Genomic DNA, 17,468 nt, shown 5'->3' on the forward strand with positions numbered 1-17,468 from the left:
CTTTTTCCTTCTTAATTCTTTCCCACTTCACCTACTCCAATAAATGGAATCGCGCCAGCACCTGTAACTTCAGGTAAAATGCCGTTCCATTTTTCTATGGCTTTTAGGTTGGCTTCGATCTTTCTCAGCTCAATAAGGTCAGGTGAAATATTCATTTTCTGTAACCTTAGCGCCTCAGCTTCTGCTGTGGCAGCAGCGATGGTCTGCTCTGCTTCTACTTTTATCCTGTCCAGGTCTCTCTTTGCCTTCAAGGCATTTTGCTCGGCAGTTTGCTTCGCTTCAATTGCATCTGTGAAGGTCTGGGAAAAGCTAAAATCCATAATCGAAAATGCATCTACTGCGATGTTTGACTCAATTAAGCGAGCTTTTATTGCTTCCTTCATTTCAGAACTGACTGCAGGTCTTTTGGTAATCAATTCTTCAGCCGTATATCGTGCTGATACAGCTTTCATAACTTCTTGAATGGCAGGATCAATGATTCGCTCTTTATATTGTAAGCCAATTGTTTGATAGACCAGATTTGCTTCATCCGGTATCACATGATAGTTGAGGGCTACTGACATAGCTACATCCTGAAGGTCAGAGGATGAGGAAGCTGCCTCGGTGATTACTTTTTGAATTTTCACGTCCATTAGAATTACCGTTTGGACGATAGGTATTTTAAAGTGAATTCCCTCACTTAAAACTTTGTCCTGGACAGCTCCGAAATTCTGAACAATACCTCTTTCCCCTGCCCCAATCTGAACCCATGGTTTAAGGACAAATATCAATACCACTACAGCACCAAAAATTATCAAATTCCTCATGGGACCTTTTTCAAATACATTCCTTATATCACTCATATTTTGATCAGCCATAGTTGTTGTTTGTGTTTTTCTTAAAATATGGGATTCCCCATACTTCTTTTTGTCTCAAAGTATCAAACCATTCTTACACATCATAGTTCCATGTGACAAGATTCATATTTCATTATCCCGGTTTAAACCAAATTGACGTTTTTAATTAGTTTATTCTGCCCAATTAGCACTTGATTTGCAAATTGACGGTGACGTATTGAGCTCTAGATCCGTTGTCATGCAAGTACTTCAAATCCTACCATAGTAAAGTCATCGTTAAAAGTCTTTTTCCCGCTGTAACTAAGACCAAATAATTTTATTTTTTCCAAAAGATCTTGAATTGGAAGATGGGAATTAGCAATCAAAAATGAGGTGAAATTATCTCTGTTCATCATGACACCTTCACTGTCCCAGATTTCAAGTATTGCATCTGTATATAATAGAAATTTGTCGCCTACTTCCAACTGAATTCTTGACTCAGAATAGTTAACCAATTCACTGCTAAATGCCCCGACAAGTTGACCTTCGGATTTTAAAGCGATAACTTCCTTTGCACCAGGTCTGATCACAAATCCTTCTGGGTGACCTGCTTGCGTGTAGGTCAGAGTTTTATCATTCGAATCATACACGGCATAAAACATCGTAACAAAAGAACCTCTAGGCATTTTATTATAAAGCTTCTCATTTGTTGCGGTGACTACTTTGGCGCTGGAGAAAGTTTGAAGAGCTAAGTTTTTAAAGGCGAAGGATGTCATGAAGGTCAGCAAAGCCGCCTGTATTCCATGACCAGTTACATCAGCGATTAGAATACCATAGACTCCTTTGTCAATTTCAATAACATCATAAAAGTCTCCCCCGATTTGATCCATGGGTTCAAAAACTGAGGAAAATCTAATCTTAGAAGATTGGGGTAATAGTGATGGAAGAATAAAATTCTGAACCCTTCTCGCCTGATCAAGCTCAAAGTTGATTTTTTCCTGAAACAAGGCTAAATCCTTATTGGCCGCCTGCAGATCTTTTTGTGTTTCTCTTAATTCAGTAATGTCTGACTGTACTCCCACATAATGGGTGGTTAGTCCATTTTTATCCTTGAGCGGAGTAATCGATAATCTGTTCCAAAATGCAGTACCATCCTTTTTGTAATTCAGTAGTTCTACCGTGGTCTGCTGTCCTTTTTTGACAGATTTTCGAAGAGCTTCCACTGGTTCATTTTCCGTTTCTTTACCCTGCAGGAATCGACAATTCTTCCCTAGCACATCTTCTTTTGAGTAGCCAGTCAACCTTTCAAAACCTTCATTCACAAAAACAAGGGGTCGATCAGGCTGATCCATTGCGCTAATAGTTATTCCTTCATTCGCTGTATTTGTTGCTTTAATCAACAAATCTTCAAACTCTTTAAATGAAACAATTTCGTCAGACCCGATCCTCATATGCGTACCAAAATACGTATAATATCTAAACTGCTAAACTTCTTATTAAAAATTTAATTAGGCTCCTGTGAGTGAAGAACTTCAATAGTAGCAATTGTTTTATGTTTGCCGCCCTCAGGTAGATTCGGAGAATAACAAAATCCCCATTAAACCTAGCTTCCAAACCACATTTGGGTTCTATACCCAAGTACAGCTACAGGAAAATTCACTTTGAAAAAGGATTTATTGAGTCTCAATCATCTCAACAATTTCATTGGCCAAATCCACAATAATTTCATTTCCTCGATTGAGAACCTCATAAGGAGCCATATAGCCCAAAAATGAAAATCGATTGGTATGATTAATTCCCTCTGCTTCTAAAGCTACTATCAATTTTTGCTTGTATTCTTCTGTTTTTTCATCCGAAGTCCAACCGTCAAAGGTGATTGCAGCAACAGTTTTTGCAGGTTCTTCCCGAAATTCGATCTGGGATTGGTTTGGCTGAGGAAGCTCTTCTTTTGTGAATTTCTTTGGCACCATAAACATCATCGTCATGGAATCTTCCAATGAATTATCCACTGGAGAAGTCATCGCTATTTTTTCATTCTCTTCATTTCCTCCGAAAATATATCCGGCTAAAATGGAAAATCCTTTATTAGTGACATCTATATATTTATTTCCCGAGAGTTTGACAGAGGTAAACAAGCTTGCTTTCATAGCTCCGTATTTCAAATGAGTCATGTTCCTTCATGACTTCATAAGGTTAGGTTTCACTATTTTTATGTCCACTCATAGCGAAAAGCTGTATGATAATAAATGCAATAATGATTACGGAATTTGAAATTCCGATCCGGAAAAGCCGGCAATATTAAGGTCAAGTAAAACTCCTACTCTCTGAATCTCCCTATCTCTTATCTCCCAATCCTACCGCCGGTAAGCAAGCTCTGAACCTCAAGTCTCTCAATCATTCTACTGTTAACTGCTTGGATCTGAATAATTCCGGACTGCTTTTTGAATAAGCGGCTCGCAACATAACTGTGGAAGTATAAAGAATAACAACGATCACAAGCCATTTGAGAATATCCAAAGGCAAAGACTTTATAATAAATGCAGCGATCAACACAGCCACCACACCCGGAATTGCCATGGCTATTGCCGCTTTTTTGTTATAGGCACCTTCACGAATAAACCGAATTGAGGCTGGTGGCATCAAAAAAGCACAAGAGCCCATCATAATTGGAAAGGCAACTTGTGGGGACATGCCCAGTGCAAATACCAATGCCATGCATGGGGCATACAAACCAATTCCTGCAGTCATTAATGCACCTAAGAAAAAGTTGCCAACTATCGCAATTATAAGCTTGCCACCTTGGAGTCCAATCGCATCGCCTCCTCCTTGGATCCACTCCATGTTGCGGGCAACCATGAAACTCGCTGTAATCAGTAAAGCATATCCCATCGTCAATCTGATCCTCCTCTCAGAAAGTTTTGAAACAACGCCCGCACCAATAATAGCACCGATAGCAGCTGAGACTAGCATTAGAATGAGCGTTAATGGATCTACTTCAATGATAGTGATGAAGATCAGCGCCTGTAATAAAACAGGAAGTGTATTCGCAACATTCATTGTCCCTGGAATAAGCTTATCCTCGGTTTGTTTTGTGAATTTTAACAAGGCTGTTTGAGGAGCAAACGCCCCGATGCCCAGCACATCAAAAAAGTTGACCACAAATCCGATGATGGAAGTTTTTATCCAGCTGCTTTCTTCTAAACTGTTTTTATGTTTTAGAAAATCTCTCGTTAAGACAATACCAAACCACAGGGTAAGAATGGCAAGTGAAATCCAAATAAAAGTAATCATTGAAAGTGGTACGTTAGAGAAAAGGTAGGATAAAACATCGAGTGGATTGGTTTGTTAGAAATATATAGATTTAGAAAAAGATAAGTGATTTTGTTATAATTCAGACATAAAACGTTGTTATGGTAAGCATAGTTATCCAAAATTTCTTGTCTGCCGTACAGGCCCCCAAAAAAATCTTCGGGGTGTACTCCCTTACCTCACTCAGGAATTTCTAATTCCAATCCAGTAAGACTTGCTGTTTGAGAGGACCAAAAGTCACAGAGAAAATAGCAATGTATAGTCAGTATTTGGATTAATTTACCAACCAATCCCCCCTCCAGCTGTAATTAATAATTACAGCTTTTACCTTTATTTTTCTTTTTCTTTTGCCTTGATCCAAAAGGACGACTGAGCTTTAATAAAATACCCTTTGGGCATTTGTAGCGAAGAACCAGAAAGTCGGGCGGGCAGTATCAAGAGCCCGCAAAGCTCCCATCCTCTGAATCTCATTTCTCCAATCTTTATTTTCCAATCTCTGAATCTCCATTCTCCAATCTCTGAATTTCAATATCTCCTAATCCCAAGATTTCAACGGTGGTATGTTCTTTGTCTAGTATAGCACAATGCAACACAAACACAAACTTATTGCGGGGGTATTAGTTCTCACAGTTCTAGTAGTGATTTCTTTTAAATTTCTTCAGACTGCTTCACCACCTAAAAAATCTCCATCCTTCTCTGCGGGTATGAATGAGAAAATGAGGGAAGCTTTCCTTGAGGTGTGGCAGCATTACACCTCACTTCATCGGTACGGGTTTGAAGTCGTACAAAAAGACTTGACTACTTCGACGATGCAAGCTAGACCAGTGATTGATCTAGGCGATGTTTTTGGTAAAAAACGCCAGTACAGATTAGATGTGGCTGAGAAAGTCCTAGACTCTGGAGAAATTAATGTAGCCGATTTACCAGAGGAAGTATTGAGAGGATGGTTTGCTCATGAATTAGGACATATTGTAGATTATGAGAACCATTCAAATGCAGGCATGATCGCGTACGGAATACGCTATTCCCTCTCTGATGAATACAAGCGCGAACGTGAACATGAAGCAGATAGCATCGCTATCAGGCATGGCTTTAGAGAGGAGATTATAGTGGCCAAAAAATACCTGCTGGAAAACGACTTTATTTCCCCGGCTTATCAGAGTCAGATCAAGAAGTACTACATGTCTGTACGAGGAGCTGAGCTTTGCCCTGATGGCCGCATCCCAATACAACCTAAGCTCGATCTATAAACTCCAGAAGCGATTTCATTTTATCAGCATTCATTACTTTGGGCGTTTTTGTCTGTCCGCCTTTCTTATTGTTTTGGGCTAAATAATCGGTGTACTGATCTTTAGAGATGACTTTTACTGAAATATCTTTTAGTGCTTGTGATCTGGCAACGCTGTAATTCTTATTAGCTGACTTAAGTAGCTCATCTAGTTTCTCAGCTAAACCATCAGAAGCTACGTCGGAGACTAGGACCCACTGATGGATATAATCCCCATTCTCATTCTTTACAGCCGCCACCATGTATTCATTAATGCTAGTTCCGTTAACTTCGGCTAATTCTAAAATAGCTTTGTCCATCTTCTCCTCTGAAAGCTGAGAGCCGACCACATTTAGGAAGAATTTGGTACGTCCTGTGATTTTAATCTGCGGTGGATTCAGACTTTCAAAACGTATCACATCGCCAATGGTATAGCGCCAGGCACCTGCACAGGAGCTCAGCAAGAGAACATATTCCTCCCCTACTTCCACTTCATTTATTCCAAATACCAGCGGGTCGCTTAATAACTCTCCCGATTCGTTGATCCCTCGCTTATCAAAGGGGATAAACTCGAAAAAGTAACCATGATTCAATGCCAACTTCATAGCCATCGTATCTGGTTTACTTGTGTATGCAATAAATCCTTCCGAAGCCAAGTAGGTATCCAAAATCGTAATGGGAGTTTTGCAAATTGCTTCGAAATCTTCCCGGTAGGTTTCAAAGGCTACTCCTCCTGAAGCAAACACCTGAAAGTTCGGCCAGATTTCATGGATGTTATTCAGTTGGTGGCGTGCTATAATTCGCTGTAGCATGAGAAGCACCCAAGAAGGGATTCCGGCTATGGCTCCGATATTCCAATCAGGCGCCTGCTCTGCGATGGCCTCTACGCGTTCATCCCAGTCCTTGATAGCAGCAATTTCCTTTCCCGGTCTGTAGAAAATGTCGTACCAGTCGGGGAAATTACTCACGTTAATTCCTGAGATCTCGCCTTCCTCAAAGCCCTGCTCGTTTTTATCTAGAGTGGATGAACTGCTCAACATTAAAACTTCAGACTCAAAAAGAGTTTCAGGGAAATTGAACTCACGAAGCGAATTTATCAAGGAGCTGCCTACTGATTGCATGGTTGCCATAAACTCATTCGTAATAGGAATTCGCTTACTGCTTTTGCCGGTAGTACCGCTGCTTCTGGCAAAGAAATCCGGTCTGCCTGGCCAAGTGATATCTTCCAAACGTTCCTGCCTGGCCCACCATTGCTCATGCATTTCCTCGTAATTGAATATTGGAACCTCTTTTCTAAAAGCTGAAATCAGATCAGTAGATTTCAATATTTCTTCAAAACCGTAATACTTCCCAAAGGCCGTATTTTTGGCTTGGTTTAACAGTTCTCTAAGTTGATTTTCTTGAGAACTTTGTGGGCTGTCTTCTACTGATTGGAATTTTGCAGTTATGTCTATACCGGCTTTTACGAGCTTTCCTATAATGGCCATATATTTCTATTTGCCATCCAAAAGAACAAACGCCATGCCTTAGGACTGAAACTGGTGTAAGCTGTTATCGGATTCAAATAAGACGAGGTGAGAATAGCCAACCTATTTCAATACTAAACACCCCAATCTCTACTCTCTATTCTCTATTCTCCCAATCTCTAATCTCTTTTCTCTACTCTCCCAATCTATCATCAGCCTGATGTGAACCTATTGTCCACAAATTCCAGAGACTAAGCTTGTTTAGTATTTCATTTTATCGAAGCCATGAATTCATTTTTTTTAAAAAGTTAAGATTTCTTAAATCCAACAATAAGTCCCACTTCGTAGTTAATAAAGAAACCAATCAAATTGGCAGCTTTTATTATGTTCTACCTAACCTCAAGAAAATGAATTACTCAAAACATCTCTTTGGAGGAATTTTAATTTTGTTCTCATCAATTCTTATCAGTTGTAAAGATGATCCAGATCCAATCTTAATTCCGACAGGCAATACGGAAACATTTGACCTAGCATCTGTAGCAGACCCAAGTATTTCCGGAACTGCTGAGTTTATCGAAAATAAGGATAACTCTACAACCATCAATTTACAACTTTCCGGAACTCCGTCTGGTGGGATGCATCCAGCACACATCCATCTAAATACTGCTGCTGAAGGCGGTGATATTGTCTTAACCTTAGGTACAGTGATGGGTGGTAAGGGAACGAGTAGCGTAACAGTTAGCAAATTGGACGATGGTACTCCTATCTCTTATACCCAATTGATAAATTTCGATGGGTATATCAATGTCCACCTTTCAGCTTCAGATCTTGGAACCTTGGTTGCTCAAGGTGATATAGGAGAAAATGCCTTGACTGGTGAAACAAAAACTTATGCTCTAGGAACCGTGGCTGTCCCAGGAATCAGCGGATCGGCTACTTTTAGTCAGCGTGTGAATGATGAGACTTTGGTTAAGATCATGCTTGATGGAACACCTGATGGTGGGATGCATCCAAGTCATATTCACTTAAATACTGCTGCTGAAGGTGGTGCTATTGCTGTTTCTTTTACTCCGATCGATGGCACTACTGGAATGAGTGTCACTAATATTTCAGTCTTGGATGATGACACCCCAATTACCTACGAAGAATTGTTGGATTTTGACGGGTATGTCAATGTTCACCTTTCCGCTGCTGAGCTGGGAACCTTAGTCGCCCAAGGTGATATAGGCCAAAATGAGTTGACTGGAGTGGAAAAAATCTACGAATTAGGAGAAAAAGCCGTAGATGGGATTAGCGGAACAGCTACGTTTAAACAGCGTATGAATGGTGAAGCATTGGCCGTTCTTGAACTGATGAATACTCCTGAAGATGGAATGCACCCTGCTCACATTCACTCGAATACAGCGCTTCAAGGCGGTGGAATAGTATTCACTTTTAATGCAGTGAATGGAGCTATTGGAATGAGTAAAACAAATGTATCTATGCTAGACGATGGGTCCATGATTGGATACGATGATATTTTGGATTTCAACGGATACATCAATGTACACCTTTCATCTGCAGAGCTAGGAACCATAGTTGCCCAAGGTGATATAGGACAAAATGAGTTGACTGGAGAATCTAAGTCCTATGTCTTGGGAGAAAAAGATGTACCGGGGATCAATGGTACAGCCACACTAAGAGAAAGAGCTAATGGCACTACACTGGCAATTTTAGAAGTTCAAAATACTATACCTGACAGTTCTCATCCAGCCCATATCCACGCAAATTCAGCTGCAGTTGGAGGAGGGATTGTTATTAGTTTCACTCCAGTAAATGGTACCACAGGAATGAGCATGACCAATATTGTTGCTTTGGATGATATGACTGCTATTACCTATGATCAATTATTGACTTATAATGGTTATATCAATGTCCACCTTTCCATGGCTCAACTTGGTGTGGTAGTGGCTCAGGGAAATATTGGAAGTAATTCAAATTAGAAATTACTGTCGTCCGACATATTTATGAGAGCACGAATATTAGGCCTCTAATGTGCAATTAGGGGCTTTTTTTCTATTTTTCAAAAAGTACCCCCTATCCTGAGAACAGCAGTTCTGTTTGTGTTTTATTGAGTTCGGTTTGAAATATTCTTTTACTATATGCCTCGCTATTGAGCAGAAACTTCTCCAGACTCACGTAGGAGCACAGATTTTTTGCAGCTACCATCACCATGGTGGAAAAGTCTTCAGCTTCTTTTATTCTCTTGTGTAGTACGGTAAACAGCAGATTTAGAATCAGAGCAACCCATATTTGGATTTTGATTCCGTTCTCACTGTCCGATAAAAAATATTTCAGTTCAAAATTCTGCTTGATCTGCTTGAAAAGCACTTCTATGATCCATCTGTTCTTATAAAGCTGGGCTATCGTCAGCGCCTCATGGCCCATCAGATTGCTGATAAACTCCAATCTTTCACCGCTTTGGGGATCTATATAACTCACCAACCTTACTTCAACTGTCCGAGAAACTCCGTTCTCCCTGTATTTCAGCTGGATAACCTGATCTTTCTCAACGTCTGGGGCATGGGAACAATCAAAATCTCTGATCACCTCATACCGCGCATTGTCTTTTTTGCGGGTCACAAAATACCTGTTGGAGCGGCTCCACTTTTCAAAACAGGAATACCGGTTATACCCTTTGTCAAACACGGCTATGCTGAATTCTTGAAGTTGCATTACTTTTAGAAACACATTTTCATTCGTTGCCGCGGAGCGGATACAGATGAAATTGGGAACGCCTTCTGCCAGATTCATCTGGGTAAATACCTTGGCGCCACCCTTTTTCTTTCCTTCCAGAGGATTTCGGCCAGCCCCCTTTAACACTGCTTTGAAAAGCGTGATGGTCGTAGAGTCAAACACTTCCACTTTTTCTGGGTCAACCTCTCCGCCGATATCCAGCCAGTTGCCCTTCAGACTTATTCTATAATGCACATATAGACGCAGATAAAGCTGCTGAAAAAAGGTATGGCTACGTTTTCGGTTCGCATCGGACAACGTACTTCTGGCAGGCAATTGCTTGATTCCAAAAGGAATAAGACTCTTGGCGATAAAGGAAATATTCTTGCAGACTTCTCTTAAACTGCCGTTTCGCGTCAGCACAGCATAAAACATGTAGATAAAATGGTCCGTTGATTTAAGCTTTTTGTAGTACCTGTCCGAACCTTCCTGTTCAATTACTTCTTTAAAAATCTCTTTCGGAATCAGCGACAAAAGCTGCGCGATAATTGTATGTCCGGAGGAAAAATTATCTTTACTTTGCTTCATGTTGTTATTTCTTGGTAGAAACAACAATATAAAAAAGATGGGACAGCTTTTTAGCTTCCCATCTTTCATTTTGTACTATTCCTAGAGTAAATTGTTAAAGCAATTTTTGTTCTCGGACGACAGTAATTAGAAATAGTAGACAAATAGTTTTGAAAAGCTCAAGTTTGATTACTTGAGCTTTTTTTATGGTAAAATAGCGATGAATTCTTCCAATAATTACCGATTCAGATTGCATATTGCTGCATTTAGTTGCGCAAGCTGCATGGGACTTGAGATGCAAAACTTTTATCCTAGGAATTTCCAATTCCAACTGGATGTACCACTTGTCTCATAGATGCTAACTATCGATAGAAAAATGATGCAATAGGTAGGTGCTGCTGTTCCTTTAGATACAGCTCTATCCCAAGTGCCGTACATAAAGGGACGCCAGCTTTTTTAGATTTGTGGAACAAGGATCATAATATCATATTCCAATATATCCTTAGAGATTTTCTTCGTGGCTATTGGGCGTCCCGATAGCTATAGGAAGCGGTATTATAAACTTTTGGATAAAAATCGAAAAAACCCCACTAACTACCTTTCTAAATGGGAGTCGATCAAGGTCAGTTCGGAATTACTGGTTCCTAATCCAACCTCCCGTAAGCAAGCTCCTTTTTTCTCTAATCTCCATTCTCCTAATCTTTAATCTCCTATTTCACCGATCCAATAGCAACCGCTTCCCCTCCCCTTCGTTTGCTTTCATCCGCCGCTTCCATAAAGGCATAGATCTCCAGTGTTTCAGCTGAATCCACTGGCGATACTCCCGATTTAAAGAATTCAGCAATTTTCACAGCCAAGGGTTCATAGCCCTCATATTTTCCCAGAACCAAGTTTCCATCCGAGCCGAAAGCAGTTCCTCCATATTCATGTTTTCCTGTTCTCGTTCCTCGAAAGGTCCCTATTCTTCCATCTTTCCATTTTCCGATCACCACATCGGCATCCGGTGTATTCACACGGCTCACTGATTCGCATCCCGGCCCCATCACGGTAAAAAGGATTTCCACTCCATGAATTCCATACCAAAACAAATCTGGATGTCCAGCTTCTATGGTGGCTGGACTGAAAGCATCACAACCAAGTACTTTTCCAATTTTCCCATCATACCGCACTGCCTGCGCATTGCTCATATATCGCAGCGAGGAAGCCGAGAATATCGGAACTCCAGCAGCTGCCGCTTCTTGGTAGATCAATTGGGTATCTGCAAAACTCGCCGCTACAGGTTTATCGATGAAAAAGGGCTTTTTTGCCTGAATCACTTTTCTGGCTTGGGCAAGTCTCGGTTTTCCATCATTGGTTTCCAAGAGCACTACATCGACTTTTTCCAGCATCGCTTCAATAGAATCCGTGATCTCCACGCCCAATTCTTTGACTTGCGCGATGTAGTCAGGGATCCGATCCATAGATGATTTGATATCTCTGCTACCATAAGGATAGGCCGCTGTCACTTTAAAACCTGCCAATTCTGGACTTGGATTTTCTCCGTTAAAAAGCTTGGTAAATGCAGGGGAATGGGAAGTGTCCAGTCCAATGATTCCGATTTTGATGTTATCAGCTTTGGAATTTGCTAAGAGCGAAAAGGGCAAAGTACTGAGACTTGCTGCGGCTCCCAGCACAGATGACTTCTTGATAAATGATCTACGGGATGATTTCATAAGTAACTGTTTTTTAATAGAATATTGTTAATCATATAAAGCTTTGATTTTAAAATCCCTCTTATTAATAAACCCTCGAGGTCTTTTCTCGAATCTTTGATTTTGAAATAAAGCTGATCGACCTCGAAGGTTTTGAGTACTGACTGCTTTTTCAATATAAATCACCCTCTGAACAAAAACCTTCGAGGTTGAAAAAAAACCTCAAAGGTTAGCAACTACTACCTGCCAAAAAACAAACCTTTGAGGCCTTTTCTCGAATCTTTGATTTTAGAACAAATCTGATCGACCTCGAAGGTTTTGAATACTGACTGTTTTTTCAATATGAACCACCCTCTGAACAAAAACCTTCGAGGTTGAAAAAAACCTCAAAGGTTAGCACTGCCAACTGCCAACTGAACCCTGCCTACTGACCTACACTTTAAAGAAAATCTTTTTCCGATATAGAAAATATAGAAACAGCCAAACCAAAGCCAATGCTCCAAGGCTTTCCATAACCGATTGCCAGGTTTCTCCCAAGGGTTTGTAAAGACCTTCAAACAACAACCTCGAGGTATATCTGAAATTGACAAAACGGTAAATCATGTAGATCGTCAAACTGTTCATCCCTACAATCACAAAGAAGAAGGACCATTTTTGAAATTTGAGGATATCGATGATCCAGTAAAACATGCCGAGAAAAAGGAAGGACATTCCAGAAGTCAAGAGTATGAAGGAACTCGTCCATAATCGCTTGAAAATCGGGAAATGAAGGCTCCATACCAGCGCAATGACAATACAAGTCAAACTGGTAAGCAGGATTTGCTTGAGTTTTTGGTTTTGAGAAAGTCTGGACTTTTTCAGGATTTCCCCGCCAAAAGCTCCTAAGATGGTGAGACAGATCGCCGGAAAGGTGGTCAGAATTCCTAATTCATCGAATTGACCTTGCAGCAACCTTCCGGGTAGGAAAGTCCGATCAAACCAACCGATTAAATTCCCTTCAAAACTCAGGTCTCCAGCTCCAAAACCTGGAACAGGAATCAGGAAAACCGCCGCATAATACAGCAGTAAAATTGCTCCTACGATCATCAGCCGCTTCATCGAATCAAAATTCAGGTAAAGCACAGTAGTGATAAACCCAGCAATTCCGATTCTTCCAAGTACAGATCCCAGACGGATATGTTCCCAGTCAAAGAAAGGAAATGGTGCATTTTTGTCCAGCATACCCAACGCAATCAGAATCAGCATTCGGATCAAGGCTTTTCGGTAGATCTCCTTTTTCGGAATCTGAGTTTTTAGCGCCTTACTCAAAGAAAAAGGAATGGATACGCCCGAGATAAATAGAAAGAGCGGGAAAATAAAATCATAGAAGGTAAAGCCGATCCACTCCGGATGCTCAAATTGAAGGGCCAGCGCATTCAGCCAATCCATGTTTGTCTTTCCTTCAAGGCTACTAAAAAAAGCATCCGCCCCGCAAATCATCAACATATCGAATCCTCTCAATGCATCGATTGAAATTAGGCGTTTTGATTCGGGAGTTTGGCTGAATAGCATGCGACTTACAGTTTAGGTTCCCAGCCTTTTTCGTATTCTCTTCCCCATAGCTTCATGGCGGCTTTGTCGTTTAGGATTCTGCCTGAACTCTGGTCAATATCCAAAGCTCTTCCTGTTCGGTAGGAAATATTGCCCAGATGGCATAGCATTACACTTTTTACTATTTCTTGATACGGAGAAATTTGCTTCTCTCCTTTCGTAATGGCATTTGTGAAATTCGTGAAATGCGCAATATCCATATCAAATCCGGCGCCTCGCTGATCCACAACTGTATTGCTTGTTGGCTCGGCGCTTTTGATAAGCTTGTTTGCGTTGTCGTAGATTTTGTAGGAATTGTCAAGCAGTTCCAGCGTTCCATTTTCCCCATGGAAAGAAACACCCGAACCCATTTCGTTAATTCCTCTGCGATTGCAGCTTCTGCCTTCCCACAGAATACTTTTGTTGGCGTCGAAATCAAATGACGCAATTTGAGTATCGGGGGTTTGCCAATCATCTTTAAACTGGTAGCGACCACCGCTTGAATAGACTTTTTTCGCATAATCGACATTCAAACCCCAGCGCGCTAAATCCAGAAAGTGAACCCCGTTATTGACTATTTCGCCGGTACCCCAGTTCCAGAACCAGTGCCAGTTGTAGTGAATTAGATTGTCTTTGAACGCTGCTCTCGGAGCCGGTCCCTGCCAAAGTTCGAAGTCTAGCCATTTAGGAACTACGACTTCTTTTCCATAACCAATCGATTGGCGCGTATTGGTGTACCAGGCGCGAGCGTAATAGGCATTGCCGATCACGCCTCCGTGGAGTTCGGCGATCGCTTCCTGCACTCTTGGCCAAGACCTTCGCTGATTGCCCATTTGGACTATTTTTCCATAGGAGGAAGTTGCCTTCGCAAGCAATTCCCCTTCTGCCGGATTATGACTTCCCGGCTTCTCTACATAGATATGTTTGCCGGCTTTCAAGGCCATCAAAGCCATCGGAGTATGCCAGTGGTCAGGCAAAGCGATGGAAATTGCGTCTACAATTTTATCATCCAAAGCTCTTCGGAAATCAGAAATTCCTTGTGGTTTATTGGTTACTCCGGACTTTTCTGCCAGCGCCAAACCACTGCTGACCGCTCGGGAATCGACATCACAGATGTATGCGATCTCTGCATTTGGAACTTTTGCAAAAGCCTGAACATGTTGCGAACCTCGCCCATTCACACCCAGGATCGCGACGCGAACCTTGTCTTGCACCGGATATTGGGACAAAATATTGAATGAATATGCCGAACTCATCACTCCCAAACCGAGACTTCCAGTTGCTACGGTTTTGATAAAATTTCTTCGTTTGACGTTCTTTTGCATAGGTTTTGGTTTTGGGTAAATGATTCAGGGATGATCAGGCGGAAAATACTTCTCGCCCATGTTTGATAGTTTTGAGAACTTCGAGTTCGCCATTTTCATCCTTTCTGCAAAGGATCAAATCGGCAATCGATCCTTCTTTGAAGAGACGATGACCTGGATTTACAAGTTTTTCGGGACGGACAGAAGCCATTTCCCAAGCTTCGGTAAGTGCGGCAAGCTTATTTTTAATCAGGAAAGAAACTCCGCTACGGATATTGGATGCAGATCCGGCAAGGATCGAGGGATTAGATTTGAGGTGTAGCTTGCCTTCCGGTGTCAAGGTAACTTCACCGCCAATGTGTAGGGTATAATCTCCTGCGGGCATTCCCGACAGCGAAACTGAGTCGCTCACAAGCATAAGGTTTTCTTTTTTCACCTTCTGAAAAACCTGAATCACTTCAGCCGGAAGATGAAATCCATCGGCAATAATCGATGCTCCCAACTCATCCTGGGACAATTGCGACCAGATGTAGTTGGGATGGCGGGCAAGGATTGGATGTGCTCCATTTCCAAGGTGGGTTGACAAACTAGCCCCAGCATTGACGGCATCCAATATTTGCTGGTGCGTTGCATTCGTATGGCCAATCGAAACCAGAATACCGTGATCAATGCATCTTTCAATAAAGGGAACGGTATTTTCCCATTCCGGCGAAAGAGTGATCATTTTAATCAAGCCCTTGGATTCATTTTGCCATTTTTGAACCAAGCTCCAGTCAGGAGCACGGACAAATTCTTTGGGATGCGCTCCTCTTGGACCATCTATCGGAGAGATAAAAGGACCTTCAATATGCAATCCTTCAATGCTCATTCTGGAAAACTCATCGCTTTTCCGAAGGGAAACAATCTGAAGAATCAACTGACTAATCTGCTCAGGATCGTTGGTGATGATAGTCGGGAAATGTGTCGTCACTCCCTCCTTATATAAGAGTCGGGAAATCTCGGCCAGATTCATCGGGTCTGATTGAATCTCATTGTAATCGATTCCTCCGTAACCATTGACCTGAATATCTGTAAAGCCAGGCCCGAGAATCAGGTCTTGTTCTAAAAGGTTTTGAGTTTCAGAGATGCTGTCAATGATTCCTTCGGAAAAAGAAATCTCGATCGCTAATCCATCCCGATATGAGTTGCCCTGAATTTTCATATAGAAAACGTCCATTTTCTAACCTTATGCCCATAAGCTGCATAATATACCAGGTAGAGATAGCATGGGAAAAGTACCCAATAAGCAAAGCGGACATTGTACAAGTCAGCTAGATATCCATAGATCAAGGGCATGATTGCGTTTCCGCAAAGTCCCATAATCATGATCGATGCTCCGAGCTTGGTGAATCGGCCCAATCCATCCAGCGCCAAAGGCCAGATTCCTGCCCAAACCAATGAATTCGCCAAACCAAGCAAGACTACAAACCAGATGGAAACATCTGTGGTAATGCCAAAAAGCGTCACCTCGCCGGAAGTGAATAAGATCAAGAGTGTGAAAGTCGTTCCCAACAGCGTGCAAATCCTTAAAATATTGACCTGAGAAATCATTTTTGGAATCAAAGAAATCCCGATTAGATACCCGATAATAGTGAAACCGAGCGTAAATGATGGGAAGACTTTGGCCTCCATCAACCCGATACCAAATGAATTGGCATAGCCAATCACTGTATCGATGGCGATGACTTGGGTGCCCACATGTAAGAAAATAGCGAAGGCTCCCAAAATCAAATGGGGAAATTGTAAGATGGAGGTTTTGCTGGAATTTGCTTCGGCAAGCTCCGCACTTTCATGTTCGGTATCAATCTCTGGAAGCGGGGAAAAACGTACCAGAATTCCCAAGCCTACTAAGACGGTTCCCACGACAGCATAAGGAGTAATTACTCTTCGGATCAGCTCATCCAACACGGCATTTTTCTCGAGCTCTCCCATGGTTTCCAGCTGATTGAAAAGTTCTGTATCCCCTACTCTTAGGACTACCGCAGCAAAGATGATAGGAGCTAAAATTCCTGCGCCTTTATTGAAAATCCCCATGACACTGATCCGCTGAACAGCTTTATCCTTTGGTCCCAAAATAGTTACATAAGGATTAGCGGCCGTTTGCAGCACTGCGAGGCCTGTTCCCAAGGTGAAAAGTCCCAGCAAAAAGACTTCGTAGGTTCGACTCATAGCTGCGGGAATAAAGATATATGCACCCACCGCCATAATGAAAAAGCCAAACATCATCCCCTTTTTAAAACCGACAGCTTTGAGCAGGTAAGAAGCAGGAACCGACATCACCAAGTAAGAAATGTAAAAAGCGAAAGCAACTAGATAAGAATCGAAATTGCTGAGGGTGAACGCGATTTTAAAATAAGGAATTAGGATAGCGTTGATCCAAGAGACGAACCCAAAAACAAAAAAAAGGACACCGATGATCCCGATTGAGATCCAGGTATCTTTTTGGCTTAATGACTCTGCTTTTACGGCTACTGATGTTGAGGGCATAGTTCTTTTGGGATTAAAGCAATAAATCGAATTCTCAATGTTTGTATTCGAATAAGTGCAAGTCCTATTTTAATTATTGGGACAGAAGACCGAAGACGGAAGACCGAAACGCCAAATTATAGATGTGACCCGAAATAGATGTTGGTTTTCCCTACTTACTGGCAGCAAAGCGAATACACGTAATTCTCAGAATGTTCACTTGAGTATCGCTTTAAATACAAAATTTTTCTTTAGCAAAA

13 protein-coding genes are annotated in these 17,468 nt (G+C 41.5%); 2 read left to right on the plus strand and 11 right to left on the minus strand.

All coding sequences use genetic code 11. The features are described 5' to 3' along the window. Positions 1 to 11 precede the first annotated feature (11 nt). The 4 genes from BVH04_RS06740 to BVH04_RS06755 form a co-directional block, all read right to left on the minus strand. Entirely contained in the window at positions 12 to 857 is an 846-nt protein-coding gene (locus BVH04_RS06740; protein ID WP_086540716.1) for a prohibitin family protein, read from the minus strand. Between the two features lie 215 nt (positions 858 to 1,072). Beyond that, positions 1,073 to 2,266 (minus strand): PP2C family protein-serine/threonine phosphatase, encoded by a 1,194-nt coding sequence (locus tag BVH04_RS06745; protein ID WP_086540717.1) that lies wholly within the window; start codon positions 2,264 to 2,266, stop codon positions 1,073 to 1,075. Between the two features lie 222 nt (positions 2,267 to 2,488). Further along, positions 2,489 to 2,986 (minus strand): SOUL family heme-binding protein, encoded by a 498-nt coding sequence (locus BVH04_RS06750; RefSeq protein WP_205635808.1) that lies wholly within the window; start codon positions 2,984 to 2,986, stop codon positions 2,489 to 2,491. 223 nt (positions 2,987 to 3,209) lie between these two features. Beyond that, entirely contained in the window at positions 3,210 to 4,106 is an 897-nt protein-coding gene (locus tag BVH04_RS06755; RefSeq protein ID WP_086540718.1) for a sulfite exporter TauE/SafE family protein, read from the minus strand. A 602-nt stretch (positions 4,107 to 4,708) separates the two neighbouring features. Here BVH04_RS06755 and BVH04_RS06760 point away from each other — a divergent pair. Further along, on the plus strand, positions 4,709 to 5,374 hold the full coding sequence (locus tag BVH04_RS06760; RefSeq protein WP_240510854.1) for a hypothetical protein: 666 nt from the start codon (positions 4,709 to 4,711) through the stop codon (positions 5,372 to 5,374). Here BVH04_RS06760 and BVH04_RS06765 read toward each other — a convergent pair. Beyond that, positions 5,358 to 6,878, minus strand: a complete 1,521-nt coding sequence (locus BVH04_RS06765; RefSeq protein ID WP_086540719.1) for a GH3 family domain-containing protein — start codon at positions 6,876 to 6,878, stop codon at positions 5,358 to 5,360. The two genes, BVH04_RS06760 and BVH04_RS06765, sit on opposite strands and share 17 nt — an antisense overlap. Positions 6,879 to 7,264: 386 nt before the next feature. Between BVH04_RS06765 and BVH04_RS06770 the strand changes: the two genes are divergently transcribed. Further along, the gene (locus tag BVH04_RS06770) at positions 7,265 to 8,839 is read left to right on the plus strand and encodes a CHRD domain-containing protein (RefSeq protein ID WP_086540720.1); all 1,575 of its coding nucleotides are present in this window, start codon (positions 7,265 to 7,267) and stop codon (positions 8,837 to 8,839) included. A gap of 94 nt (positions 8,840 to 8,933) precedes the next feature. Here the strand turns inward: BVH04_RS06770 and BVH04_RS06775 are convergent, their stop codons facing one another. The 6 genes from BVH04_RS06775 to BVH04_RS06800 form a co-directional block, all read right to left on the minus strand. Next, positions 8,934 to 10,160 (minus strand): IS4 family transposase, encoded by a 1,227-nt coding sequence (locus BVH04_RS06775; protein ID WP_086540791.1) that lies wholly within the window; start codon positions 10,158 to 10,160, stop codon positions 8,934 to 8,936. Between the two features lie 689 nt (positions 10,161 to 10,849). Continuing rightward, a complete protein-coding gene (locus tag BVH04_RS06780) occupies positions 10,850 to 11,851 on the minus strand; it encodes a Gfo/Idh/MocA family protein (protein WP_086540721.1) in 1,002 nt (333 codons plus the stop codon). A gap of 411 nt (positions 11,852 to 12,262) precedes the next feature. Continuing rightward, positions 12,263 to 13,381 carry an acyltransferase family protein gene (locus BVH04_RS06785; protein WP_086540722.1) on the minus strand — a complete coding sequence of 373 codons (1,119 nt, stop codon included), beginning with the start codon at positions 13,379 to 13,381 and terminating at the stop codon, positions 12,263 to 12,265. A gap of 5 nt (positions 13,382 to 13,386) precedes the next feature. Beyond that, positions 13,387 to 14,724 carry a Gfo/Idh/MocA family protein gene (locus BVH04_RS06790; protein ID WP_086540723.1) on the minus strand — a complete coding sequence of 446 codons (1,338 nt, stop codon included), beginning with the start codon at positions 14,722 to 14,724 and terminating at the stop codon, positions 13,387 to 13,389. A 34-nt stretch (positions 14,725 to 14,758) separates the two neighbouring features. Next, positions 14,759 to 15,904, minus strand: a complete 1,146-nt coding sequence (locus BVH04_RS06795) for an N-acetylglucosamine-6-phosphate deacetylase (RefSeq protein ID WP_086540724.1) — start codon at positions 15,902 to 15,904, stop codon at positions 14,759 to 14,761. Next, positions 15,901 to 17,229, minus strand: a complete 1,329-nt coding sequence (locus BVH04_RS06800; protein ID WP_086540725.1) for a sugar MFS transporter — start codon at positions 17,227 to 17,229, stop codon at positions 15,901 to 15,903. The genes BVH04_RS06795 and BVH04_RS06800 overlap by 4 nt, the downstream gene beginning before the upstream one ends. Positions 17,230 to 17,468: the final 239 nt, after the last annotated feature.

The organism is Algoriphagus antarcticus (assembly GCF_002150685.1).
GTDB classification, from domain to species: domain Bacteria; phylum Bacteroidota; class Bacteroidia; order Cytophagales; family Cyclobacteriaceae; genus Algoriphagus; species Algoriphagus antarcticus.